The organism is Streptococcus sp. OMI750 (genome assembly GCF_047463895.1).
Classification (GTDB): domain Bacteria; phylum Bacillota; class Bacilli; order Lactobacillales; family Streptococcaceae; genus Streptococcus.
In genome coordinates this window covers 321,925-347,469 of sequence record NZ_JASHCZ010000001.1, presented here as the reverse complement: position 1 = coordinate 347,469, position 25,545 = coordinate 321,925, and the positions used below count along the sequence as shown (strand labels likewise).

Genomic DNA, 25,545 nt, shown 5'->3' with positions numbered 1-25,545 from the left:
CAGATTCCTCCTTATGATATATCAGATTCATTACACATTTCCAATGAATCACTCTTTAAAAAAGGCTCAATCAAATCAATCCACTCTTGAGGCAGATAAGCTGATAAATAGCCGTGGTTATAGCCTTTCGCTTCATACAGGATCGTATTGGGATGGAGCTGCTGAAATAATTTAGCCGATGCTTTCACACAGTTTAATTCTTTTTCACCGTAGATATACAGAACCTGCGCCTTGCTAGCAGAAATCGTGTCCTTCAGCTTGTAACGCCCCATATAGGTTTTGTAAATAGTCACTAATGTTTTGATAGGCGTCCTTGGCAGATCCTCCAAATAATAAGCTTTTATCTCCTCTGGATAAGCCAGTTTAGGATAGAGCTTGTTCATCATGCTTAACTGGAGTTTACAAGAGAATTTACTGAACATCAGTTTACCAAATAGGGATACTAGAAAGATGCTGAGTTTAGCTAACCCTGGTTGAGGAATACAGAGGCTTCCGTCTATAATGGCCTTCTCAGCTATCTCGCTGTCTAAGGACAAAAGCTCCATAGCAATTTGACCGCCAAGCGAAACGCCACCGATCGCAAACACCTTTCCACCACAGTTTGCTTTGATATAGTCTAGGATCTCCAAAGCGGAATCTTCCGTAGAAACATAATCGAGTGGATATTCTTCGCCGTGGCCATTCAAAGTAGGTAAAATAACACGGTATTCTTCTGATAAGATCCTTGCTTGACGAAGATAATTCCACCAAGAACTGCCACCACCGTGTATGAGCAAGATAGGAGGTGAATTCTTATCCCCAAATTCATGGAATTTCATGTTTAAACTCCTTACTGTAGGACTTTAACTCGTAGTGATAAAAATCATCTGTTTTAAAGATAGTTAGACATATTTGAAATTGAGCAAATAATCCCGACATTTCTTCAAATTGATATTCCAACGTTTACATTATTCAGTCTTCTTCTTGTTCGAATACCAACTAGGAATGATTTGCTTCATATCATCATACCATTCTAAAATCTCCTTAGCTTGATGTTGCATTACTGCTATTTCTTCAACTCCGTATGGTACAGACCATGACAGAGCACCAACTATGTTATTTAGAATATAGATAGCGAGAAGCTTCCAAAATAAATCCGGAACCTTATGATCAAAATATCCATCTATCATACCAGACGCAAAAAAGGGAGAGACTTGAGCAGACCATACAATACGATTGAATTCCTCCCAAGGATCTCCAAGATCAAATCGATCAAAGTCAATGACATAAATTTTACGATCTACACCAATCATGAAATTTCCTATATGATAATCTCCATGTTGGAAAACCTGAGGTCTATCTTTTAACAATTCTCGATTTGCATTTAAAAAATCAATAAAGATCTGACCATTTTCATATTGAACGGGACATTCTTTGTATTTGGAGATTTTGTCATCAATTTTTCGATTATAAAAGACCTCCCAATCTTCACGAACTTCTGTAACAGGAAGTGAATGAATTTTTCGAAGTATACTTCCTGCTTCTACTCCATAAGTATATTGTTGTTCTTTCGAAACAGTTAAAATGGTTTCTCGAGCATCTTTCCCGTCTATCCATTCGTGTAAAGAATGTACTTCGTCATCGCAGAGTTCTATGCTAATTGGCTTACACATCGGAATTCCAAGAGAAGCCACTTTCTCCATCATATCAAATTCAAATTTTTTAGAATCTAACTTCTCCTTATCAGAAACACGCAAGAAATATTTTTGCTGATTTTGATCTGTCACACAATATTTTTTATCATCTGACCAGCCTTTATTTATGGCTATCTTACTACTAAAATTCATCACGCACTCTCCGATTCACTTTCCAACACTTCTTGCAGTTTTCACTAGTAACCCATCCAGTTTGTCTACACTTTAGTTACCTAGATCAAGATTTAGATAATGAAAACTAGTCAATTTTCTCAATAATGTTTCCAAGTTTATCCAATACAAGACATGAATGATCATTTAGTGGAATTATGGGAACATGAACGAGTTCTTCAGCTCTATCCTTATTAGCTTTATCATTCCAGGAATCATAATGGACACTAATTAAAAACTGACTAAAGAGTCCTAATCCATTTTTTATCTTTATCTGATGATCTGAATGATCATTAGGTGAAACATAGACTTTTTCTCCTAATAATAGGGCTCCTGCAGAAAATCCCATAACTTTCGCCCCTTTATTCAGCATATGAACGATATAATTTTTGAACTCCTGATTGACATAAGTAGCTAGATACTTTTCCGTATTTCCACCACCGATGATGATGACATCAGCATCTAGATAGCTATCAAAATCAATCTGCTCAGTGTCCAAGAGTAAGTAATCAGTGTTTAGGTTAGAAAAATGGCTTCGGAAAACTTCCGTGTACTTTTTCATATACGGTTCCCAATTTTCTCGATAAACTGTAAAAATGACAATTCTTTCGATCTTCCTTGATGACACAATTCTATTAACAATCGTATGGTTCTTTATCGGTGGATTTCCACCCATCAAAAAAATTTGTGCTTCCATTTTTTCTTTGTCCTTTCTCAAAAACGAGGCAAAGATGGTACTCCAACTTTTAATCTGTCCATACAAGTTTTGCCGATAGCTCTCAGAAACTCTTCGCATCTACCGAATTTCAGAACAAAGGCAGCTCATTCTGATTTCTTATCAGCCTCTCGTAATAGCCTATCTTCTATTTGCTTTTACCTATCTTTTTCCTCTGCTAGACACTCTAGTTCCTCGATAGAATGACGATGCCTGTGCTTCTCTTCTGTTAGATAATGCTTGTGGACATGCGAATGCCTTACCGTATGCGTGTGGGTACTTCCGCCATGGCTATGCGTGAATGCATGCTGGTGTTCATGGTCATGTTGGCGAATAAACGTATCGACTACCACTAAAGCAGAACCAATGACCATAACGATCAAGGCGATCACATACATCCAGGATAAGGATTCACTTAAAAATACAAAAGCAAGGAGAGCTCCGATCAAGGGATTGACAGCATAATAGGCACTGGTTTTAGCTGCTCCAAGAACATTCTGGGCTCTCACATACATGAAAATGCTGAGTCCGTAGGCTACAAAACCTAAAGCCAAGGCAATGGCGATATAACCGATTCCTGGAAAGGACTCTCTTTTTATCAGAGCAATGACCAGAGCGCCAAGACCTGAGCATAGGCCTTTTAGCATGACAATTTGATAGGTGCTCTTTGATGATAGTTCTCTAGTGCAGTTATTTTCAAGTCCCCAGCAAACGGTAGCCATGATCACCAGCAAAGAACCATAAGAGAAATGAAAGCTGTCTGTTCCTTCAAACGACAGCAAGATGCTTGACAGGGTGATTAGCCCAATAGCTACCCATAATCTTTTGGTTACAGCTTCTTTAAAGAGAATCAGTGCAATGACCGTCGTCGCCACAATTTCAAAATTGCCGAGAAGCGAAGCATTGGCAGAGGAACCATAGCTGATTCCAAGCATCAGAAAAATCGGTGCAGCAATATCGAGAACAATCATTCCGACAATATAGGGAAGTTCCGCTTTTGTCAGGCTCTCAGCTTTCTCCCTGTCCTTCTTATTAAAGAGTGACATCATCCCAATACCAATCCCAGCACCAAGATACAACAATGCTGCCATTGTAGTCGGGCCCACATGCTGCAAAAGAACCTTTGATATCGGTACATTTATGGCATAAAAAACAGCTGCCAGAAAGGCAAACATAATTGCTTTGAGCTTATTTTGCTCCATCAATTTTACTCCTCTATTTCATTAATTCTGGTCATGGCATCTATATCACAGCCCAGATCCAAACCAAAGTATCACTCCATCCAAACAGGAATTCGCTTAGAACTCAAAAGGTTTGGGGAGTTCAAAGCTCCAGTGGAGCTTTGAAGCCTCTCGCCTTGAAATGTCAAAGCGAGTGGTTTAACTGCGTTTTATTAACAAACTTACACACTCAACATGCGCAGTCATCGAGAACATATTCACATACTTTTTAACGATCGCATAAGGTTATCGTTAAATGGTATTACCTAGATAAACTGAGATTTTATTATTTCTTTTTCTTTGGTTTTGGTGCAGGTAACTCATCATACATTGAATTAAATAAGCCGGTTAAATATTCTTTGTTGTCAACATCATCTACCAATAGCATTTCCTTTGCACCTTCATAAGGCAATTCGTATTCTACATTCGGCATATACGCTATTACAGATTTGACAGGCTTCACTAAAAATCTATCATCATAAATTCCACCCATGATTTTCCCTCGATAATAAATTATATACTCACCCATCATTGCTCTATATGATATTTCTTCCAACTCGGACAATTGTTCTAAAATGAAATCTAAATATTCTTTACTTGAAGCCATTTTTGCTATCTCCCTTAATTACTAAAATTTCAATAGTCCATTTTCATCAAATTGAAAATTGGGTCCCCAAGAAACTTCCCAATAATATCCATCTAAATCCGAAAAATATGCGTGATATCCACCCCAGAAAAGTACCTGTGGCTCTTTTACAGTTTTTCCACCTGCTTTTCATTACTAATTCTATTACTAGCCAATATAGTATAAATTAAATGACCAATAAAAATGAAGATAAAAATAACATAGCAGCCAGTATTACAACTTACTACTTTTCATATGATAATTTACAAATGTTTTTCCAGCCACTCGATCTTTTTAAAATCCTTATTGTTATTTTGTTCATTTCGATAGGAGTCTTGAGAAGAAGCTTTGTAAATACTTAGATACTGCTTCAGACTTGGAAGACGAAAAGTGATGCCTTCAATGTGAATAAGCTCTGTATCCGATTCCGAAACTCCTGCAAAATCAGGTAAGGAATCGATACTTCCAAATTCAACACTCACTCGATCCTTTTTGAATTCATGCTCATGAATATCTATTAAGACGTAGCCTAAGTCTTTCATCACTTTCATTATCTTGTCCCAGTCATAAATTCTGAGATGATCAGGTGCTTCCCAACCTCTAGGGTCACCAGGTACATGAATGTCAATGTCAGACGGCCCCCAATTTTCTTTCGTTCTAAACTCCAATCCCAAAGAACCCATCAGTGTCGGTGTAATTCCGACTCGATTTAAATGGAAACAAATGGTTTTAAATTCTTCAAATAAGAGACTCATATTTACTCTAAACCTTTCATCTAAATGTTCGTTATTTCTACTTTATTCCCTTGAACAAAATCATCTTCATTTTCTAGAGTATATCCAGTTATTTTGGATACAAACTCTTTTCCTTACTAATTCTATTACTAGCCAATATAGTATAAATTAAATAAGCAATAAAAATGATAATAAAAATAACATTAATTTTTAACACAAAATAGAGATTTAACAAATTTGCAAACGCATGAAATAATAGACAGTACCCTACAGATTTCGTTTGACGGTAAAGGAGCCCTAAAACAAAACTTAAAAATAACGTATATACAAAAAATAAAATAAAAGGAAATCCTTGATGACTTTCTCCAACTATAAACCATAAAGGAAGATGCCAAATCCCCCAAATAGATCCTACAATCAAATTAGATTGCCAATATGTATATTTTTTATCAAGTAATGGTTGTAATATTCCTCTCCATCCTAATTCTTCATGTCCACCACCAAAAAAAATTAGTTGTATAAAGAATAATGGCATCAGATAAATTGATACTCCGTTTAATTCTAAGGAAGATACAGAAAATAGTATCAAAATTGCTAACAAATGAATAATGAAATAAATACTACCATTTTCTTTCTTACTAAATAAAAAATGTTTAAATTTTATATTATTCCTTTTCAAATAAAAGCCACTTGCAATAGCTGGTCCAAGTGCACCTACTATATGTAATGTTCTTCCTATAATTGTTTCTAATCCAAAAATATGAGATTGCGTAAAGATGGCAAGAAGCCCCCAAGCTATATAAGTAATTCCAAATGTACAATAAAGATAATTTTTTAAATTCTTTTTGTCAATTTCTGTCATTTTATCGCCCTTATCTTGATTATTTTTATGAATAATATTTTTACTGCTTCTTAGTTGCTGTCGATTATAACTACCTATATTCTATCACAAAAACACAAAAGAAGCCTTACAATCAAGGCTTTTCATCATTCGTTTCGTCAATACTTTAGTTTCGTAGATTCAGATTCGCATGATTAAAACTAGTCAATTTTCTCTATGATATTTCCAAGTTTATCTAATACAAGACAGGAATGATCATTTAGTGGAATTATGGGAACATTAACGAGTTCTTCAGCTCTATCCTTATTAGCTTTATCATTCCATGAATCATAATGGACACTAATTAAAAACTGACTAAAGAGTCCTAATCCATTTTTTATCTTTATCTGATGATCTGAATTATCATTAGGTGAGATATAGACCTTTTCTCCTAATAATAAGGCGCCTGCAGAAAATCCTATAACTTTCACCCCTTTTTTCAGCATACGATCGATATAATTTTTGAACTGCTGATTGACGTAAGTAGCTAAATACTTTTCCGTATTTCCACCACCGATAATAATTAGATCAGCATCTAGATAGCTATCAAAATTAATCTGCTCAGTGTCCAAAAGTAAGTAATCAGTGTTTAAATTAGGAAATTGACTTTGGAAAACTTCCGTGTACTTTTTCATATAGGGTTGCCAATTTTCTCGATAAACTGTAAAAATGACAATTCTTTCGATCTTCCTTGATGACACAATTTTATTAACAATCGTATGGTTCTTTATCGGCGGATTTCCACCCATCAAAAAAATTTGTTCGTCCAATCTTTCACACTTTCTAAAGATACATAAATTTTGACCACGTTCTGAAATTATAATTTCTTCTTAAAATGAATAATTCTATTTGCCTCCTGAAATCCAATATTGAGATGAAATCTTATAGAATCCGTATTCGTTAAAGTACAGTCACTTGCAAATTCCTTACATCCTTTATTTTTCGCCCATTCCTCACATTTTGTACAGAGATTTTTAGCAATATCCTTTAAACGATATTCCTCGTTGACAATAATCCCTTCTAAGAATCCAACAGGACTATATTTACAACCTTCAACATAATCAAATCTGAGTGAACATAGTGCTAGACCTACAATTGTGTCACCTTCAACTTCAGTAAAGATTGCAGTATTTTTGCCATTCGTATATCTTTTTACTTCATCAATAGCTTCTTTATCGGTCAATTGGGGCCATAATTGTTTCATTAGTTTAGCTGTTTTTATAGAATCTTTTGCTATTCCATCCATATTGATGTTCCTCCGCAAATTACAGGCAAATGTTTCGAATCGTGCTGTTACTTTGTTACTTATTGATTGATACCAATACCATCACCTTCTACTTTTCGACTATCTCAGATCGGAAGAGTATTGCAACGCACCTAGGGGTTCAGACTTGCCGTATCATTTCGTCGGTTTCCCTCCTCATTCTACGAGTCCTATCCCATGGGCGTAGCATCTACTTCTACTTCGCTGATACCTCAGCTCGTACAAGCAGTGATACCGCCTCAACATAGTTCGTTTGTGGGACTCAAAAGGTTCAGTGAACCTTTTGAGGTTTAGCTGCGTTTCACTAACAAGCTTACACATTCTACGTGATGCGTCTGCGGAAAAAGATCAACCGGCTGTACTTTCTTCAATTCATAACCCAACTCTTGATAGAGTTTGATATCACGCGCCATGGTTGCAACATTGCAGGAGATATAAGCGATGCGATCAGCTCCTGTTTGAGCGCTTGCTTTGATAAAGCTTTCCGTCAAGCCCTTGCGTGGTGGGTCTACTAGGATAACAGTTGGTTGGATGCCTTCCTTAAGCCAATTTTTCATAGCATTTTCTGCTGTATCACAGACATAGTGGGCATTGGTGATGCCATTTAGACTAGCATTCTTCTGGCTATTCTCCACGGCTTCAGGGATGACTTCGACCCCATAGACTTCCTTAACATGCTTGGCAACGGACAAGCCAATGGTCCCAATTCCGGAATAGGCGTCAATCACGACATCTTCTGCTCTTAACTCCGCAAAGTCAATGGCTGTCTGATAGAGCTTCTCTGCCATTTCGGTATTGACCTGGTAAAAGGCTGGTCCTGAGATTTGGAAGCTATTGCCCAACATTTGATCGGTAATATAGTCTTGACCATAGAGAACTCGCCACTCTTTCCCAAAAATGGCATTGGTATTCTGGTCGTTGATATTTTGCATAACGGATTCGATGGCCGGGAATTGCTTGATCAACTGCTCGATCAACTGGTCCACACGGAAAATCTTAGGACGGGTAGTGACCAAAATGACCATGATTTCTCCTGAATGGTGACCTCGGCGGACTACAAGATTGCGAATCAAGCCAGATTGTTCCCTCTCATCATAAGGCTTGAGGTCAAACCGACGAATCAAATCTCGAAGAGCCAAGACCACTTGGTCAATGACTGGATCTTGGATGTAGAAATCTTCGATCGGCATCAAATCATGAGAGTTCTTCCGAAAGAATCCTGTCTCTACCTGACCATTGACACGACGGACAGGCACCTGGGCCTTGTTGCGATACTGGACGGGATGGTCCATCCCCAAGGTCAGGGGCACTTCGATATCAGAGATTCCTGCCATCTTGTAAAGGCTATCCTTAACCTGCTTGGCCTTGAATTTCAGCTGCTCCGGATAAGCTAGGTGGCCCAAGTCAGCAATGCCGCTTCGCAAGTAAGCCAGGTCTAGCTCTTCATTGCGGTGAGGGGATTTTTCCAAGTACTCCTCTACTTTTCCGTAGCCGATCTTCTTATTGACCTTGAGCACGCGCATGCGGATGACTTCTCCTGGCAGGGCATTTTCCACAAAAAAGACCAGGCCATCGACCTTAGCCACTCCTGCTCCTTCATGAGTCAAATCAACAATCTCAACGTCTACAATTTCATTTTTCTTTAACATGGTGTTCAATCTTTCTACAAATTAAAAGGGATGGAGTTTTCAAAACTCCTATCCCTTAATTATATCATCTTAAGCCCATTTGGGACAATTTCTTTTTATAAGCATCGAAATCGACCAGCAAGCCTTGACCACCATACATATCGTAGGCATCGACCCAATCCCCATTTTCTGGGATGGTGATGCGTTCAATCCCCTTGCTGGCGCTTCCGACTAAGCCAATCCCATTGGTCAATAGGAAAGAGAAAGGAACATTCGTAGACGTCATGGCAAAGACTTTTCCAAGTGCTTCTGAACCTGTAAAGAGTTTGGTTGGGTCCTTGATCTGATGCATAATAGCTGACATCACCTCTTGTTGGCGTCTTGTCCGTCCAAAGTCGCCCTCATCATCTTTACGGAAACGAGCATAGTTGAGGAGGGTCCGGCCGTCCATCCGTTGTTTTCCGACCTTGATGGTCTGATTCGGAACGACCCCATCTTTCATATTCAAGTCGTCAGGAACTTCCACTTCAGAAACAGTTTCACCGTCAATAGTAGAGAACTGAGCATTCATCTCCACCCCATTAGGGAAGAGGGTATCGATGGCTGTCGCAAAGGTTTGGAAATCGACCATGGCATAGTATTGGATATCAATGTCAAAGTTATCCTTGAGCATTTGACGGACCAATTCTGCCCCCTGATTGTTGTTTTGCTCTCCTACAGTAAAGGCAGCATTGAGTTTTTGATCATAGTAGTCTGGATAGTCTGGATCCGTCTGCTGGCTAACGCCGTCAATATGGACAAGGGTGTCCCGCATAAAGCTGACCATCTTGATCTTGCCATCTTTATTGTTAACATTGACCACTATGATGGAGTCTGTTCGCGTCTCATCCGATTTTTCACCGATGCGACCATCCGTTCCTAAAATCAGGATATTGACCCCATCTCGCGCCTTCTTACCATTAAACTCTTCAACAACGGCAGGCTTAGCATCTGGACCAGTCGGCTTGCTGTTGAGGCCTTTGATAAACATAAAGACCATACCCCCAAGGATCAGTAAGAAAAAGAGGACAATCCACTTGAGAACCCGCTTGAAACGGATTTTTCTCCGCGGTTTCTTAGGTGTATCGCTAGTCGCAGCAACGGTCTTTTTCTTAGACTTTTGGGAGCGAGATTGGTAGACAGGGAGATCACCAATAGGTTCTCTAACCTCTCTTTGCACTTCTTCTGAAGCGACCACTTCAGGTTGTAGATGTTCTGCATCCACATAAGCACCTTGGCTTTTTTGGATCAGATAGTTGTATTCTAGTTGTTCTCGTTCATTCAAATAATGAAAATTTGAGTATAAGTACTCTAATCGCTTTCGCTCATGGTGAGATAGAAAGTTGGATTCCTTACTCATCTTTTCTTCCTTCCATTTTCTTTTAAGGTATAGACTTGATACTGACCTAAAACTTTGGTCTGAATGCCCAAACTGTCTAATTCTTGATAGGCAAACTGCACAAGATCAGGCGCTTCATTTAAGAGGTCAATAATGAAAAAGTATTCTCCTAAAGCTGTTTTTAGGGGACGACTTTCAATTTTAGTTAAATTAATTCCCCGCCAAGCAAAGGTGGACAAACCCTTATAGAGGGCTCCTGCCAGATTACTTGGCAAAGTTAAAGCCAAGCTAACTTTTTGAAGGATCGGACTTAAAGTTTCTGAAATCAAGGGCTCTTTTGTCCCTAAAACCCAAAAACGTGTGTAGTTGTCCTCGATTTCTTGGATATCTTTGGCCTGGACTTCTAAATCGTACTCACTTGCTGCTGCCAGAGGCGCTATCGCGGCAATTTCCAAGTCTGGATGTTCTGCTACATAGTGGGCTGCATAAGCTGTTGAAGCCGTCATTTCCATGGCCACATCCGGATAATGGGCTCTTAGAAAAGCTTTCCCTTGGGCCAAGGCTTGTGGATGCGAATAGACCGTTCGAATGGGCCGATCTTTTCTAGCCACCAAGAGCTGTTGCTTGATGGGATAGACCACTTCTGCAACGGCCTGAATGGTCCCTTGGTGAAAGAGGTAATCGATGGTCTCGTGGACACTGCCTTCGATAGAGTTTTCAACTGGGACGACTGCAAAATCAATTTCTTGATTCTCATAGGCCTTAATGACATCTGTGATCGTACGATAAGCGACGCGTTCAGAAGTTGGAAAACTATGAGTCACCACATCGTGGGTAAAAGATCCCTTGGGACCTAGATAGCCTACAAGCATCGAATAATCTCCGCAATTTCGTCAGGTGTTTTGTCCTTAACATCCACAATATGGGTAGCAATATCCTCATACAAAGGCAAACGGCCATCAAAAATCTTCTTGAATTCTTCTTTGGTATTGTTTAAAAAGAGAGGGCGTTGCATGGCTTTGTCATTTTGAATCCGTCTGTACAAGGTTTCAAAATCTACCCGCAGATAAATGTTGTGAGGATTTTTTTCCAAGAGCGCACGGTTATGAGGATTGACGACAATCCCGCCACCAGGGGAAATAATGGCTGCCTCGTTTTCCAATAAACGTTCCAGCATTTCAGCCTCACGGCGACGAAAGGCGGCTTCCCCTTCCACTGCGAAATAGTCATTGATCGACATGCCGATCTCTTCAACAATTAATTCATCCATATCATGGAATTTTGGATCAAGAATCCGACCAACGGTCGTTTTTCCAGCTCCCATAAAACCAAGTAAAATTTTAGCCATGCAGTAAGGTCTCCAAATCTTCAAAAAAACTAGGGTAACTGGTGTTGATGGCTTCTGCTCGATCCAGCACCACATTTCCATCTCTCACCAATAAGGCAGCAATGGCAGCCATCATCCCAATCCGGTGATCTCCAAAGGTCTCTAAGTCAGCTCCATACAGGGGAGTCGGACCAGTGATGATCATGCCGTCTTCCGTTGGCACGACATTGGCTCCCATAGCATTGAGACTATCTGCTACGACCTGGATGCGGTCCGTTTCTTTCACACGAAGCTCTTCAGCATCCGCAATCACAGTCTGACCATTTGCTTGTGTCGCTAGTAAAGCAATAATCGGCAATTCATCAATCAAGCGTGGAATCAACTCCCCATCAATCCGAATCCCTTTTAAGGACGAAGTCTTGACAGTGAGACTCGCAGAGACCGCTTTTTCATCGCGATCGTCAATGGTGAGATCTCCCCCCATTCCCTGGATGACATCGAGAATCCCTGTCCGCGTTTGGTTGATGCCAACATGTTCAATCTTGATCACACTATTTGGCAGAATGAGGCCAGCCACTAACCAAAAGGCTGCACTGGAAATATCTCCAGGAACGATGACTGTTTGACCCTGGAACTCTTGTCCACCCTGGATGCGGATGGTTTTTCCATCCACCTGGATCTCTCCACCAAATTGGCGAATCATATCCTCTGTATGGTCACGTGTCTTTTCCTTCTCGATAATCGTCGATTCACCCTCAGCCTGTAGAGCAGCAAAGATGAGAGCCGACTTGACTTGAGCCGATGCGACTGGCAAACGGTAATGAATGGCTTGAAGCTGATGGGTTCCTTTTTCATGCAAAGGCGGGCAATCACGCTCTCCCTGACCAGCAATTTCTACTCCCATTTGACGCAGTGGAATCGCTACACGATCCATAGGACGTTTGGATAAACTATCGTCTCCGACCATGGTCACTGAAAAATCCTGGCCCGCTAGGACACCTGATATCAAACGAATAGAAGTTCCTGAATTGCCCATATCAAGGGGTGCGGTCGGAGCTTGAAGGCCCTGAAAACCTACCCCTTGAATCCGAATCACATCCCCATCATCCTGGATGGAAACTCCTAAATCTCGAAACACCTGAATTGTAGAAAGCACATCTTCGCCTCGCAAGATATCATAAACCTTGGTTTCGCCTTTTGCGAGACTTCCAAAAATAATGGATCGGTGACTAATGGATTTGTCACCCGGTACACGAATGGTTCCTCGTAGGCCCTTGCTATTGGTTCTTAATTTCATACCGTTCTCCAGAGTGCTTTTCCACATATTCTATCATAAATAGGGCATGAATTCAATTTTTGATCAAAAACTTGGAACAAAAAACGAATGTTTCCTAGCATTTTTTGAGCTTCTTTTGATCTAGTGGCGAACGAAAATACCAGAGTCGAAATTACAACTCTGGTAGTCTTTTTATTTGTATAAATCTTGAATCGGCTCAAAAATAATCTTTTCGAGATCCGCAAGATAAATAGATAATTGTTGTTGTTTGGTGAAAAATTCATTCACAATTGGACTTGCTTGGATCTTCTCCATATAGTCTTTCATTTCTTGTTGCACAGCTTCTGTTGGAAGTTGACCGGATTGCATCAAACCTTGCAGTTGATTTTGAAAAGCGACGTATTCGTCAAACAAGGTTTTCGCTTCTGGATTTGCTTCGATCGCTTGCTTGCTTTCTACGACAGCCTTGTATTCAGGAAGGTCTCGAAGAGTCCGAGAAAGTTCATTTGCGACATCATAAATATTTGCCATGAGATAGGCTCCTTTACTGATAAGATACTTCTATTATACTGCTTTTTCCTATAAATTCCTAAAATGAAGCAGGTACTTTGACGCAAATCCTACTTTAGACCTAGCGAGCAAGGACGGTATAAGAGGTCGCTTGGCTGATCAATGCTTGGGCCCGCTCCTGATCTTCTGCATTTTTGAAGGTCAGCTGCAAAATCCCGTGGATATCTTCACGATTCTCTTCATTGATGTGAATATTAACCAAGGAAATTCCTTGTAGGATTTGCAGGATCTCAAGAATGACACCTTCCTGATCGGGGACATCGATAAAGAGATCATAGGCACTATCGCGTCCAGCACTCTGATGGATCTGCATTTCTTGTCGGTGCTTACGTCCCTCATGGAAAAAGGACCAAATGGCCTCTTCGTTATCTGCTTGAATGGTCTCGGCTACCTGATCCAAACGTTCTTTGAAATCTGCAATCCGCTCTAATATAGCTTGAGGATTGGACAAGAGAATAGAGGTCCACATGCCTGGCTCACTTTCTGCAATCCTTGTCATATCACGAAAACCACCAGCCGCAAAACGACGGGTCATTTCATGCTCTTCCCCATAAGCTACGGCCTGCTCGACCAGAGTCGATGCTAAAATATGGGGGAAATGACTGATCTGGGAGGTTACCCGATCGTGTTCCTCGGCATCGATTTCAATGAAGCGGGATCCCAATCCACTCAAAAGCTCTTTCAACTCTTCCATGGCACCTCGTCTAGTCAAGCTGGAAGGGGTAAAAATATAATAAGCGTTCTCAAATAAGGTGGCATCCGCTGAAGCTGCACCTGTCTTATGACTCCCCGCCATGGGATGTCCCCCCACAAAGCGTACGGCCTTGTCTTTAAACACCTTTTCAGCTTGTGCGACAATTTTTGCCTTGGTAGAGCCTGCATCTGTCACTAGTACCTGGTCTTTCAAATTCAGGCCAGCTAAGGTTTCTAAGTAAGACTTGGTTTGCTTAATCGGAAGCGCCAAAATAATGATATCTGCTAAAGGGGCAAAGGCAGCGAAATCATCCGTTACTTTGTCCACCATTCCTCTTTCAAGGGCGATGGTTCGAGAGGCTTCACTACGATTGTAACCAAGAACAGTCACATTTGGGTGAGCCCTTTTAATCCCTAGTGCGAGGGAAGCACCAATCAAGCCCAACCCTGCAATATATACAACTTTCTTCTCCAAAGGAAAACTCTTTCTCTCAAAAATTCTTAGTAAAGTCCCGGTGCTTGGCAACGGCCTCTTTCAATTCTTCCAAGTTATCGGATGAGAATTTTTCAAGCACTTCTGTAGCAAGGACCGTTGCGACCACTGCTTCCATCACGACACCTGCAGCCGGTAGAGCCGTTGGATCACTACGCTCAACTGTTGCCTTATAAGGCTCATGGGTTTCGATATCCACACTCATCAAGGGTTTGTAAAGCGTTGGAATAGGCTTCATGACGCCACGAACCAGAATGGGCTCTCCGTTGGTCATGCCCCCTTCAAAACCACCAAGATTATTAGTACGACGGGTATAGCCAGCTTCTTCAGACCAGATGATTTCATCCATGACTTGACTACCTTTTAGGCGACCTGCTTCAAAACCAAGACCGAACTCAATTCCCTTAAAAGCATTGATAGAGACCACTCCTTGAGCGATTTTGGCATCCAATTTCTTGTCCCATTGCACGTAGGATCCTAGTCCAACAGGCACACCGCCAACCAAGGTCTCCACAATTCCCCCGATGGTATCACCATCTTTTTTCACCTGGTCAATGTAAGCCTTAACGGCTTCTTCTTGTTCTGGGACAACAATCGAAACTTCCGACTTCGCTGCCTTTTCCTTGATTTCTGAAACGGTTAGATTCTCGGGAATTGCAATCTCGATTCCCCCAAAATTAACAATGTGGCTGGCCACTTCCACGTCAATCTCTTCTAAAATTCGTTTAGCAACTGCACCAACGGCTACGCGCATGGTCGTCTCACGGGCAGAAGAACGTTCGAGCGAATTACGGAGATCGTCAAAACGGTATTTGATCCCTCCAACTAGATCAGCATGGCCAGGACGTGGCTTGGTGATCTTGCGCAGATCTTTCTTTTTCTCTTCGACCGGTGCTACATTCATGATCTCCAGCCATTTTTGGTGATCCAGATTGGTCACGTTCAGAGTAATCGGACTTCCCATGGTCAAGCCATGACGAACCCCTGATGTGATCTCAACACGGTCACTCTCGATTTTCATCCGTGCCCCACGACCATAGCCACCTTGTCGACGTTTGAGCTCTTCGTTAATATCCTCTTCTGATAAAGGAAGGCCGGCCGGAACCCCCTCGATAATGGCTGTTAATCGAGGACCATGGGATTCCCCTGCTGTTAAATATCTCATACGACCTTATTCCTTTCTTTCTAAAAAGTCCTTCATTTCTTGAAGAGGGATTTGATGAATCGCAGCTTGCCCCAACTCTGGAACAATCACTAATTTCAAGCTAGTTCCACGTGCTTTTTTGTCATGGGTCAAGGCTTGATAAAGGGCTTCTTTATCCCAGTTCTCATAGGCCACCGGAAGTCCAAATTTCCGACACATTTCTTCGATTTTTCGAGTGATTCCCTTTGGCATCAAGCCCTTTTCTTCTGCAACTCGGGAGACCTGCGCCATGCCCATACTGACGGCTTCTCCATGCATGACCCGTCCATATCCCGCTGTCGCTTCAATGGCATGACCAATAGTATGTCCAAAATTGAGATACAGTCGAATCCCATTGTCCAGCTCATCTGCTACCACATGGTCACGCTTCACTAGACAAGAATGAGAAATAATGCTCTCTGCATGCTCTAATATACTTTCGACAGAGCCATCCATAGCTTCCAACTCTTGCCAAAGTTCCGTATCTTGGATGAGACCGTACTTGATGACCTCCCCCATTCCTTCGATTAATTCACGGTGTCCCAAAGTGCTCAACACTTCAGGATCAATGAACACACCGTCCGGTTGGGCAAAGGTGCCCACCATGTTTTTGGCAAATGCTGTGTTGACTCCAGTCTTTCCACCGATAGAAGAGTCCACCTGGGCGGTTAAGCTAGTCGGAATCTGAACAAAGGAAATTCCCCGCATATAAGTCGAGGCCGTAAAACCAGCCAAATCACCGACTACGCCACCACCAAGGGCAACGATCCCATCACTGCGCGTCATGCCCTGGGTAGCTAGAAATTCATAGACTTTCGAAACAGTGGTCAAATTCTTACTGGCTTCGCCTTCAAGAAACTCAAAGCGCACCACTTGAAAACCAGCTTTCTGCAAGCTTTTCTCTACGATAGATGCATACAACTTAGCCACCCGGTTATCGGAAATGATCGCGACTTTTTTCTCAGGCCAAAGAGAGTGTAACCAGTCTCCAACCTGGTTGAGCCCACCTCTTTCAATCACAATATCATAGGAATGTCCTGGAATAGGTACCGATAGGTTCATAGGAATCTCCTTCGTGTTATTCTTTCATTCTATCTTATCATGAAATAGGGCACATGTCTCAATCGAAACGAAAAAGAGACTAGAGCAAGACTGATTTTTTAAAAATCAGTTCCTACTCTAATCTCATAAGGCTTATTCAATAGTGATAAGGTAACAAACTCTCTTAATCACATACAAATTGGTGGTATTCTGTTGTCAATGCTTTCCATACAGACTCCGTAGGAAATGGTTTCCCAGTCATCAATTCAAAGGCTGCCTCAGCTTGATAAAAGAGCATTCCTAACCCATTTACCCTTTGGTTTCCTTGATTCACCGCTAATTGCAGAAAGGGGGTCACTGCTGGATAGTAGGCCATCTCTACGATTAAGGCATGTGGGGGAAAGGTCAAGTGACTCGCTATCGGAAGAGACTGACCATCCATCCCTACACCAGTGGCATTTAAGATAAGATCAGCTTGATGAAAAGAGTTTTGAACATCTTCATTTTTCTCAATCGCATACAATTCTATCAAAAAATCAAAGCCATCTTCAATCAACTGAACAATTGAACGATAATGAACCAATCTCTCCTCTCTCACAAAGACAAGGATACGTTTCACACCTAGATGAATGGCCTGCGCAATAATCGCTAGAGCTGCACCACCTGCCCCTAAGAGAACCATTGTTTTTCCCTTAATAGAGAAAGCAGGAGGTAAACTACGAAAGAAACCAATCCCATCCGTATTATAGCCCTTAAGCTTGCCATCACGGTGAACGATGGTATTGACAGAGCCGATCTTTAGAGCCATCTCATCCACTTCATCTAAGTAAGGAAAGACCTTTTGCTTAAAAGGCATGGAAATATTGGCCCCAATCATCTCTAACTTACGAATTTGGCTGACAGTGCTTTCTAAATCTTCTTCAGCAATATCCCAAGCCAGGTAAGCAGCATTGGTCGCTGTTAATTCATAGGCTAGATTATGGATGAAAGGAGAGATACTATGACGAATCGGATGGGCAATGACTGCTGCCATCCGAGTATAGCCATCAATCTTCATTTAATAATTCCCGAATTCTTCGCATATTTTCAAGAGGGATTTGACCAGGTGCACTTCCTTCTCCGACTCTAGCATAAGACCAAGAAGAGCCTGTCAAATCAGCTGTCAAGCGCGAAATTTTCCCGACCTTACCCATGGAAATCGTTACATATTCTTGCTCAGGATTCAGCGTCTTGAAACCACGCGTATAATTCATCAAGTCAAGGACATCTTGTTCATTGTGGGCCATGACCGATACCTTGACCAATTTTGGAGAAAAGCTAGTTAATTCCGATAAGATCTCCATCATATTTTCCGGTGTCTCTTGGAAATTATGGTAGCTAAGCACAAGATTTGAAAATTCCAACATCTCTTCAAAGACGTCACGATGGCTATAAAACTCGAAATCGATATAATCCGGATGATAGATAGATTGAATATCTTTCAGGATCCCAACATATTCCTCGTTGGTCAATTCCATCTCCCCACCTTCTGCCTTGGTCCGCAAGGTGAATAAAATCTCACGACCAGCAAATTTTTCAAATACTGCTGGAGCAACGGTTAAGATCTCGTTTTTTTCTAAAAAGTCCGCACGCCACTCAATGACATCCGCATCATCGTAACGCGAACCATCTAGTTGTTGCGCCTCTTCTAAGGAGCGAGGCATAATCGATACAACTAACTTCATACATCCACCCTAATCGTAAATACTTTTAAGTAATTACTACTTTCTTCTTTCTTGTTCCATCGAAAATCTCCCGGAAGGCCGTATTCCGCTACATAGCGATGCTTACGTCCTTGAAATCCTTTTTCGATTTGTTTTTTAAATTTTTCTTTGGTCACATTTGCCGCATTGGTACTGAGAATCAAGGTCCCACCTGGATTTAAAATCTCGAGGGCCTCGCTCACCAACCGATGGTAATCTTTAGCGACTGAAAAGGTCCGTTTTTTATTCCGCGCAAAGCTAGGCGGATCGAGTACGATCACATCATAGCTTAGCTCATGGCGTTTGGCATATTTGTAAAAATCAAAGACATCCATCACGACAAAACGATGGGCATCTAGTGCCAAGCCATTTGCCACAAAATGGGCCTCTGACAATTCCCTACTTCTCTTAGCCAGATCGACCGAAGTCGTCTCTACTGCTCCGCCCATTGCAGCTGCAACAGAAAAAGCAGCTGTATAAGAGAACATATTGAGCAAGGACTGTCCAGCAGCGAGTCCCTCCACTAAACTTCCTCGAACCTCATGCTGGTCCAAAAAGATTCCCGTCATCAAGCCATCATTGAGAAAGACCTGATAAGAGACGCCATTTTCCAGAATCAAAAATTCTTGCGGAGCTTCTTCACCATACACATGAGCCGACTCATAATCCAAGCCCTTAAAACGAATTTTTTCATAGCCTCCCCTCACCTCAGGAAAGACTTCTTGAAAAGCAGTTAGAATCGTTTCCTTGATCTGGAATACGAAAGGGTTGTACCAAGAAAAAACAGCAAACTCACCATACAAGTCAATCGTGAAACCGCCAAAACCATCTCCCTCTTGGTTAAAGAGACGAAAGGCTGTCGTTGTCGCATCGGCATAATAAGAACGTCGGTATTGCTTGGCCTTCATAAATCGTTCCTGAAAAAAGGCTTGATCAAAAACGACCAACTCTTGTGAAACAAACCAACCGATCCCTTTATTTTGTTCAGAAAGGTATCCGACGCCTAGAGATTGTCCATCTCCTGACAGGATTTGAACCGCTTGATCCAAGGCAGGAAGCGAGTCAAAATCTTGTTTTTCAAGAATGGATTGTCCCTGTTTGATTTTTGTTGCGACTTGTCGACTGACTGTAAGTTTTTTCATACCACCTATTATAGCAAAAGTCTGCTATTTTCACAAAGGGATGATCTATTTGTCAGACTTTTTTAACAATTTTATTTCAGCTCTGTTTCTTTTCACCCAAGTGTTTGAGAATCCCAGCTTTCCTCTTATTCTTTCGTCTGGTTCACAGTCATTCTTTTCTTTCTCCTTAAAAATGTGGTATACTTGTATATGAAAATTTTTAGGAAATAAGACAAGGAAGTTACATTTTGTGAAAAAAATTACGAATTCGATACTCAATTTCATGAGTACCAGACTAGGATTTGTCTTGACCCTTCTGTTGCTCTACTGGTTTAAAACCATGTGGGCCTACACAGTTGATTTTAACTTAGATATTCAGGGACCTTATCAGATTTTTCTGGCAGTCATCAACCCATTCCCAATCAGCCTGCTCTTTATTGGTCTAGCTCTCTATATCAAACGGACCAAGCTCTTTTATAGTTTGGCCTTTGGGATCTATCTCCTCTTATTTGTTTGGTTGATCTCCAACTCCATCTATTATAGAGAATTTACAGACTTCGTAACGGTCAATACCATGTTGGCTTCCAGTAAGGTTTCTGCTGGCCTCGGAGCTGCAGCTCTAGAATTGTTCCGTCCATGGGATGTGATATACATTCTGGATTTCCCAATTCTAGCCTTCTTCTTTTTTAAGAAATGGATTCGAATGGACAAGCGTCCCTTCAATAAACGAGCTAGTTTTGCGGTCACATCCTTATCTGCTATGCTCTTTTCGGCCAACCTTTTCCTTGCAGAAATTGACCGACCTGAGCTTTTGACTCGTGGGTTCTCGAACTACTATGTCGTTCGTGCCTTAGGTTTACCGGCCTTTCTAGGATACAGTGCCAATCAGACCTACGCTGCCAACAAAGAACGTTCCAAAGCTTCTGAAGCTGATCTAACACCGGTTGAAGAATATGTCCAGCAACATTATGCCAAGGCTAATCCGGAATACTTCGGAATGGCAAAAGGTCGAAATGTCATCTACATTCACTTGGAAAGTTTCCAACAATTCCTTATCGACTACAAGTTGAAAGTGGACGATAAAGAATATGAAGTGACGCCTTTCTTAAACTCACTCTACCATTCAAAGGAAACCTTTGCATTTTCAAATGTGTTTAACCAAGTCAAGGCAGGGAAAACATCTGATGCTGAGACTATGATTGAAACTGGACTCTTTGGACTCAACCAAGGTTCCTTTATGGTCAACTATGGTGGAACTAATACCCAACAGGCTGCTCCATTTATTCTCTCTAAAAACGGCTACAATTCGAGCGCTGTTTTCCACGGGAATGCTGGAAGTTTCTGGAACCGAAATACAGCCTATAAACAATGGGGCTACAATTATTTCTTTGATGCCAGCTACTTCACCAAACAAGACAGTAGTAATTCCTTCCAGTATGGTCTCAATGACAAATACATGCTCAAGGATTCCATCAAATACTTGGAACGAATGCAACAGCCTTTCTATACCAAGTTCATTACCGTTTCCAACCACTACCCTTATACAACGAGTTTATCAGGAGATGATCTTGGCTTCCCACTGGCTAAGACACAGGACGAAACCATCAATGGCTATTTTGCGACCGCTAACTACCTAGATTCTTCGATCAAGGCCTTCTTTGATTACCTAAAAGAATCTGGTCTTTACAAAAATTCAATCATCGTTCTATACGGTGACCACTACGGAATTTCCAACTCCCGCAACCCAGCTCTCGCCCCACTACTTGGCAAGAACTCTGAGACCTGGTCTAGTTATGACAATGCCATGTTGCAACGAGTCCCGTATATGGTAGTCATTCCAGGTATGGATAAGGGAGGCATCATCGATACCTATGGAGGTGAAATAGATATGCTCCCAACCTTGGAACACTTGCTAGGTATTGAAGCCAACAAGTTCCTCCAAGTTGGTCAGGATATGCTCTCACCAGATCATGATCAAATTGTAGCTTTCCGCTCGGCGAACTACTTTGTGACTCCTGAGTACACGAGCTACAGCGGTCGGACCTATTACACCAAAACAGGAGAGGAGATCACCAACCCGGATGAAAAAACCAAGGAGCAGCTAGATAAGATCCGAGAAGCTGCCAACCTCCAATTGAAGATTAGCGATAGCATCCAGACGGGTGATCTCCTTCGTTTCTTCAAGGGCAATGACCTTGGTAAAGTCAATCCAGATGATTATTCCTACACCAATTCCTTCAAGGCATTGAAGAAGATTGAAAAGGAAAAAGGCGATAAATCAACCAGCCTTTACAACCAACGTGGAAATGAATCCACTGTGGATCTCTTCAAAGCACCAAGCTATAAAGAATTGCACCCAGAAGAGACTAGCTCTTCTTCAACCGAAACCAGTAGCAGTTCTTCAAAATAAAAAGAATCCCTGAGTTTTTAACTCAGGGATTTTACATTGTCATCAAAAGGAAGATGATCTTCATTGGTCTAGAACTTCAAAAACAGAAGCTGTTAAGTTCTCCACATAGAATGGTCGTTTATGACGGCTATTGCCAACTATCAATTCTAATTGATTTGAATTTTGGAGGTAATAAGGAAGTCCGCTAGCATTAAAGATGACTTGGTACTTCTTGTCTCCTGTTAATTCATAGATAACCAAGCCACTGGTATCTGTTGCAGATTGGATAAAGACTTGTTGGTAAATCTTATCATAGCCTTCAAGCGATAAGATAGGTAGACTGGTCTTCAAGGCAATCAGACTGCGAATATAGTCAATTGATTCCTTGTGTTCACTCACCAAATTCCAATCGACCTGATTGACAAAATCTGGAGCATTATAGGAATTCATGGCCCGTTCACGATCCAAAGGAGTGATCTCTCCTTCTGGGCCCGTAGGAACCATTTTTGTCCGCATAAACTCTTGTCCCACCTGCATAAAAGTCATTCCTTGGAAAAGTAGATTCATGGCTGTAGCCAATTCTGAGCGCTTGACCAGTCCTGCTACTTCTTCATTTGGATGGAGGGTCTGAAGCAAGTCATAGAGATTATAGTTGTCATGAGCTTCCACATAATTTAAGACCTGGCTAGGCGTCAAATAATTTCCAAGTTCCGCACTACCTAAAACAGCACGCGCAACGATATTCTCTGTTGATTTTCGGCTGACAAAGCCACGTTTGATGGAACCATAAACCTCAGCCCCTTTAATAGCATCGCGCTCCGTGTCGTTAAAGAATCCAATACGTGGCAATTGCGCCGCATTGTCTTTCTTGGCTTTATCCTCTGGCGCGAGACCGGTTCCCATATCCCAACCTTCTCCATAAAGGAGAATCCGAGGATCCAGAGCATCCATAGCTTCCCGAATCGCATTCATAGTCGTCACATCGTGAATGCCCATCAAATCAAAGCGAAAACCATCGATCTGGTACTCTTTGACCCAGTGCGTAAGGGAATCAATCATGTACTTGCGGTACATTTCATGCTCACTCGCCGTCTCATTACCGACACCTGTCCCATTTTGGAAGCGCCCATCTGGCTCCATCCGGTAATAATAATCCGGAACTGTATTTTGGAAAGGACCATTCTCAGTTGAGTAGATATGATTGTAGATCACATCTATGACTACAGAAATCCCAGCGTCATGATAAGCCCGGATCATGGTTTTAAGCTCTTTCATGGTTTGTTTGGGATTGGATGGATCCGTTGAAAAACTGGTTTCTGGTGCAGAATAATTCTGAACGTCGTAACCCCAATTGTAGGTCACACGACCTTCTTCATCGTACTGTTTATAGCGATCAGATATCGGCTGTAATTGCACGACATTGACCCCTAACTGACGGATATAATCAAAAGCAGTCGCATCGCCATGGCTATTGACGGTTCCTTCTTGGCAAGCCCCTAGATAGGTCCCACGCAAAGACTCGTCCACACCTGATGTCGGTGACTTGGTTAAATCCCGAAGGTGCATCTCATAGATCACTGCTTGACAAGGATTGTCCAGGCGCCAGGGAGTCGCATCGGCGCCTTTTTTAGTGCCCCAATCAAACTGACGATCTGCTCTTGAGAGAATGGCTGAGCGCATTCCATCGGCTGTCGTTGCAATGCTATAAGGATCGCGCGTCACTTGAGTCTGGTGTTCAAAATGCACACGATATTGATAAGCCATGCCACTTAAATTTCCTAGAAAATCTAGAATCCAAACACCTTGGGTGTTTTCTGGATGGTAGCTAGACTCTTGTTTGCCTCGAGTCATCGGAATGGTTTTCCAAACTGGGGCATCCGGTTCAGTTGACTGATAGAGCACCAATTCAACTTTCTTAGCCGTAGGAGCCCATAACTTAAAGCAATACTCACCATCTTCATCTCGACAGCCGAGCCAACCTTGATAAGCCCACTTAGCATCAAAGTTCTTTGCATGGGTAGCCATATCATAGGCATGAGGCTGACGATGACTGTAGGCATGACTAGTCAAAGCAGCTTGTAGAGAATAGTAGACTGTATCATCTCCATCGAGAATCCAGACTTCTCTTACAAATCCCTCTGGTAAGAGTTCGATTTCAAAATCTCGGGTCTTGGTAAGCCAATCCCCTTCTTTGACCAAGACATGTCCTCGGTTTAGCGGTCCTTCGCTCTCATAAACCAGATTCCCCTCTACTCCAAAATAATCCAACTTGGAGAAAGAGACTGATTTTCCTTCTACTTGGTCTTGCCACTGCCACATATCATAGGCAAAATAATTTCCTTTTTGCTTATGAAAATGAAGCTTTACATGGTATTGTCGCATAACATTTTCCTATTTCCAATTTGATACTGACGGAACCATTCGCCCATCCATCAGGCGAATAACCCCATTGTTTGTCTTTATTCCTCAAAGGTGTGTACTAAAGCATCGGTGTTGATTTCATCTATATTTGCAAAGAATTCTAAGTGATTATGGAAGACTTCCAATTCAACCGGAGTATCTCCACCATATTCCCCATCTAGATTAATGCGGAATGGTTGATCATTCTTGCCAATCATATCAATCGTCAGCTTCTTAGTTTTTAGATATTCTACATTGTCATCATGCACATGCTTGCCCCCGTTAATCGCCTGAATCATCAAGGATAACATGTTAAAAAGCTTAGCAGTTTTTACAATAATCAAGGTAAAATTTCCATCATCAAGCTTGGCATCAGGCGCCACACTTTCAAAACCAGCGATTGAGTTGGTCAAGGCCACAAAAATCATAGAGGCTGGTCCTTCAAAAACACCATTGTCATGCTCGATTCGCACCTTACGAGCCTTATTACGTGGCAACATTTTCGCTGCTTCTGCGACATAGGCAAAGTAACCCAAACGTGATTTGACACTACTTGGAACACTGAAAGTCAACTCTGTCAGGGTCCCTGCAGCAGCAATATTGATAAAGTATTTGCTGCCATAAGCACGACCAATATCCATTTGAATGATTTGATTCTTTTCAATAATGCGAGCCGCTGCCACCGGATCTCCCATCGGGATCTTCAAGGCACGCGCATAATCATTGGTTGTCCCTGTTGGAATAAAGGCCATCTGGGGACGATGTTCTAGTCCAGCAACCCCATTAACTACTTCGTTAATCGTACCATCACCACCAGCGGCAATGATCAAATCAAAGCCAGCTTTGGCCGCTCTTTCTGCTTCATTTTGAGCAGAAAATGGTTCGGGAGTGGTTTGATAAGCACTGGTCTCATAGCCCACGTCTTCCAGTACGTCCAAAACTTCCGCAATGTTTTTCTTGATAATTTCTTGCCCAGAGGTAGGATTATAAATTAAACGGGCTTTTTTGATTCGTTCTACCAT

General features: G+C 41.7%; 24 protein-coding genes and 2 pseudogenes. 1 reads left to right on the top strand and 25 read right to left on the bottom strand.

Annotated features, from left to right (window positions below):
• Window positions 1-11: 11 nt before the first annotated feature.
• The 23 genes and pseudogenes from QM830_RS01805 to QM830_RS01695 all read right to left on the bottom strand — a co-directional run bounded on the left by QM830_RS01805 (window position 12) and on the right by QM830_RS01695 (window position 19,755).
• A complete protein-coding gene (locus QM830_RS01805) occupies window positions 12-818 on the bottom strand; it encodes an alpha/beta fold hydrolase (RefSeq protein WP_414325361.1) in 807 nt (268 codons plus the stop codon).
• A gap of 129 nt (window positions 819-947) precedes the next feature.
• Entirely contained in the window at window positions 948-1,826 is an 879-nt protein-coding gene (locus QM830_RS01800; protein WP_227038549.1) for an aminoglycoside phosphotransferase family protein, read from the bottom strand.
• Window positions 1,827-1,932: 106 nt separating this feature from the next.
• A complete protein-coding gene (locus QM830_RS01795; protein WP_414325358.1) occupies window positions 1,933-2,541 on the bottom strand; it encodes a Type 1 glutamine amidotransferase-like domain-containing protein in 609 nt (202 codons plus the stop codon).
• A gap of 176 nt (window positions 2,542-2,717) precedes the next feature.
• Window positions 2,718-3,761 (bottom strand): DMT family transporter, encoded by a 1,044-nt coding sequence (locus QM830_RS01790; RefSeq protein WP_009730800.1) that lies wholly within the window; start codon window positions 3,759-3,761, stop codon window positions 2,718-2,720.
• A 304-nt stretch (window positions 3,762-4,065) separates the two neighbouring features.
• Entirely contained in the window at window positions 4,066-4,386 is a 321-nt protein-coding gene (locus QM830_RS01785; protein ID WP_414325356.1) for a TfoX/Sxy family protein, read from the bottom strand.
• A 21-nt stretch (window positions 4,387-4,407) separates the two neighbouring features.
• Window positions 4,408-4,548, bottom strand: a pseudogene (locus tag QM830_RS01780) (VOC family protein); the annotation flags it as partial.
• Window positions 4,533-4,625, bottom strand: a pseudogene (locus QM830_RS01775) (CPBP family intramembrane glutamate endopeptidase); the annotation flags it as partial. The pseudogenes QM830_RS01775 and QM830_RS01780, both read right to left, overlap by 16 nt.
• A 42-nt stretch (window positions 4,626-4,667) precedes the next feature.
• Window positions 4,668-5,159, bottom strand: a complete 492-nt coding sequence (locus QM830_RS01770; protein WP_214260048.1) for a phosphoribosylanthranilate isomerase — start codon at window positions 5,157-5,159, stop codon at window positions 4,668-4,670.
• A gap of 88 nt (window positions 5,160-5,247) precedes the next feature.
• Entirely contained in the window at window positions 5,248-6,000 is a 753-nt protein-coding gene (locus QM830_RS01765) for a lysostaphin resistance A-like protein (RefSeq protein ID WP_414325354.1), read from the bottom strand.
• A 179-nt stretch (window positions 6,001-6,179) separates the two neighbouring features.
• Window positions 6,180-6,788, bottom strand: a complete 609-nt coding sequence (locus tag QM830_RS01760; RefSeq protein ID WP_414325352.1) for a Type 1 glutamine amidotransferase-like domain-containing protein — start codon at window positions 6,786-6,788, stop codon at window positions 6,180-6,182.
• Window positions 6,789-6,835: 47 nt separating this feature from the next.
• On the bottom strand, window positions 6,836-7,264 hold the full coding sequence (aac(6'), locus tag QM830_RS01755; RefSeq protein WP_414325350.1) for an aminoglycoside 6'-N-acetyltransferase: 429 nt from the start codon (window positions 7,262-7,264) through the stop codon (window positions 6,836-6,838).
• Between the two features lie 308 nt (window positions 7,265-7,572).
• A complete protein-coding gene (rlmD, locus tag QM830_RS01750; protein WP_414325349.1) occupies window positions 7,573-8,931 on the bottom strand; it encodes a 23S rRNA (uracil(1939)-C(5))-methyltransferase RlmD in 1,359 nt (452 codons plus the stop codon).
• 64 nt (window positions 8,932-8,995) lie between these two features.
• Window positions 8,996-10,309 carry an LCP family protein gene (locus QM830_RS01745; protein ID WP_414325347.1) on the bottom strand — a complete coding sequence of 438 codons (1,314 nt, stop codon included), beginning with the start codon at window positions 10,307-10,309 and terminating at the stop codon, window positions 8,996-8,998.
• Window positions 10,306-11,160, bottom strand: a complete 855-nt coding sequence (pheA, locus tag QM830_RS01740; RefSeq protein ID WP_414325345.1) for a prephenate dehydratase — start codon at window positions 11,158-11,160, stop codon at window positions 10,306-10,308. The genes QM830_RS01745 and pheA overlap by 4 nt, the downstream gene beginning before the upstream one ends.
• Window positions 11,151-11,636 carry a shikimate kinase gene (locus tag QM830_RS01735; protein ID WP_414325344.1) on the bottom strand — a complete coding sequence of 162 codons (486 nt, stop codon included), beginning with the start codon at window positions 11,634-11,636 and terminating at the stop codon, window positions 11,151-11,153. The genes pheA and QM830_RS01735 overlap by 10 nt, the downstream gene beginning before the upstream one ends.
• On the bottom strand, window positions 11,629-12,912 hold the full coding sequence (gene aroA, locus QM830_RS01730) for a 3-phosphoshikimate 1-carboxyvinyltransferase (protein ID WP_414325342.1): 1,284 nt from the start codon (window positions 12,910-12,912) through the stop codon (window positions 11,629-11,631). Before aroA ends, QM830_RS01735 begins: the two co-directional genes overlap by 8 nt.
• Before the next feature lie 171 nt (window positions 12,913-13,083).
• Window positions 13,084-13,422, bottom strand: a complete 339-nt coding sequence (locus QM830_RS01725; RefSeq protein WP_003014453.1) for a YlbF/YmcA family competence regulator — start codon at window positions 13,420-13,422, stop codon at window positions 13,084-13,086.
• A 100-nt stretch (window positions 13,423-13,522) separates the two neighbouring features.
• Entirely contained in the window at window positions 13,523-14,629 is a 1,107-nt protein-coding gene (locus tag QM830_RS01720) for a prephenate dehydrogenase (RefSeq protein ID WP_414325341.1), read from the bottom strand.
• Window positions 14,630-14,645: 16 nt separating this feature from the next.
• Complete coding sequence (gene aroC, locus QM830_RS01715; RefSeq protein ID WP_414325339.1) at window positions 14,646-15,812, bottom strand: chorismate synthase; 1,167 nt, start codon at window positions 15,810-15,812, stop codon at window positions 14,646-14,648.
• Between the two features lie 6 nt (window positions 15,813-15,818).
• Window positions 15,819-16,892, bottom strand: coding sequence for a 3-dehydroquinate synthase (gene aroB, locus QM830_RS01710; RefSeq protein WP_414325337.1), 1,074 nt, complete (start codon window positions 16,890-16,892; stop codon window positions 15,819-15,821).
• 163 nt (window positions 16,893-17,055) lie between these two features.
• Window positions 17,056-17,928, bottom strand: coding sequence for a shikimate dehydrogenase (gene aroE, locus QM830_RS01705; RefSeq protein WP_414325336.1), 873 nt, complete (start codon window positions 17,926-17,928; stop codon window positions 17,056-17,058).
• Complete coding sequence (gene aroD / locus QM830_RS01700; RefSeq protein WP_414325335.1) at window positions 17,918-18,595, bottom strand: type I 3-dehydroquinate dehydratase; 678 nt, start codon at window positions 18,593-18,595, stop codon at window positions 17,918-17,920. Before aroD ends, aroE begins: the two co-directional genes overlap by 11 nt.
• Window positions 18,592-19,755: a class I SAM-dependent methyltransferase gene (locus QM830_RS01695; protein WP_414325334.1), complete on the bottom strand. Its 1,164-nt coding sequence runs from the start codon at window positions 19,753-19,755 to the stop codon at window positions 18,592-18,594. The genes aroD and QM830_RS01695 overlap by 4 nt, the downstream gene beginning before the upstream one ends.
• A gap of 229 nt (window positions 19,756-19,984) precedes the next feature.
• Between QM830_RS01695 and QM830_RS01690 the strand changes: the two genes are divergently transcribed.
• Complete coding sequence (locus QM830_RS01690) at window positions 19,985-22,144, top strand: LTA synthase family protein (protein WP_414325332.1); 2,160 nt, start codon at window positions 19,985-19,987, stop codon at window positions 22,142-22,144.
• 60 nt (window positions 22,145-22,204) lie between these two features.
• On the opposite strand, the gene pulA is transcribed toward QM830_RS01690, so the two are convergent.
• Both pulA and QM830_RS01680 read right to left on the bottom strand, forming a co-directional pair.
• A complete protein-coding gene (gene pulA, locus QM830_RS01685; protein WP_414325330.1) occupies window positions 22,205-24,505 on the bottom strand; it encodes a type I pullulanase in 2,301 nt (766 codons plus the stop codon).
• Between the two features lie 77 nt (window positions 24,506-24,582).
• Window positions 24,583-25,545, bottom strand: coding sequence for a diacylglycerol kinase family lipid kinase (locus QM830_RS01680; RefSeq protein ID WP_414325329.1), 963 nt, complete (start codon window positions 25,543-25,545; stop codon window positions 24,583-24,585).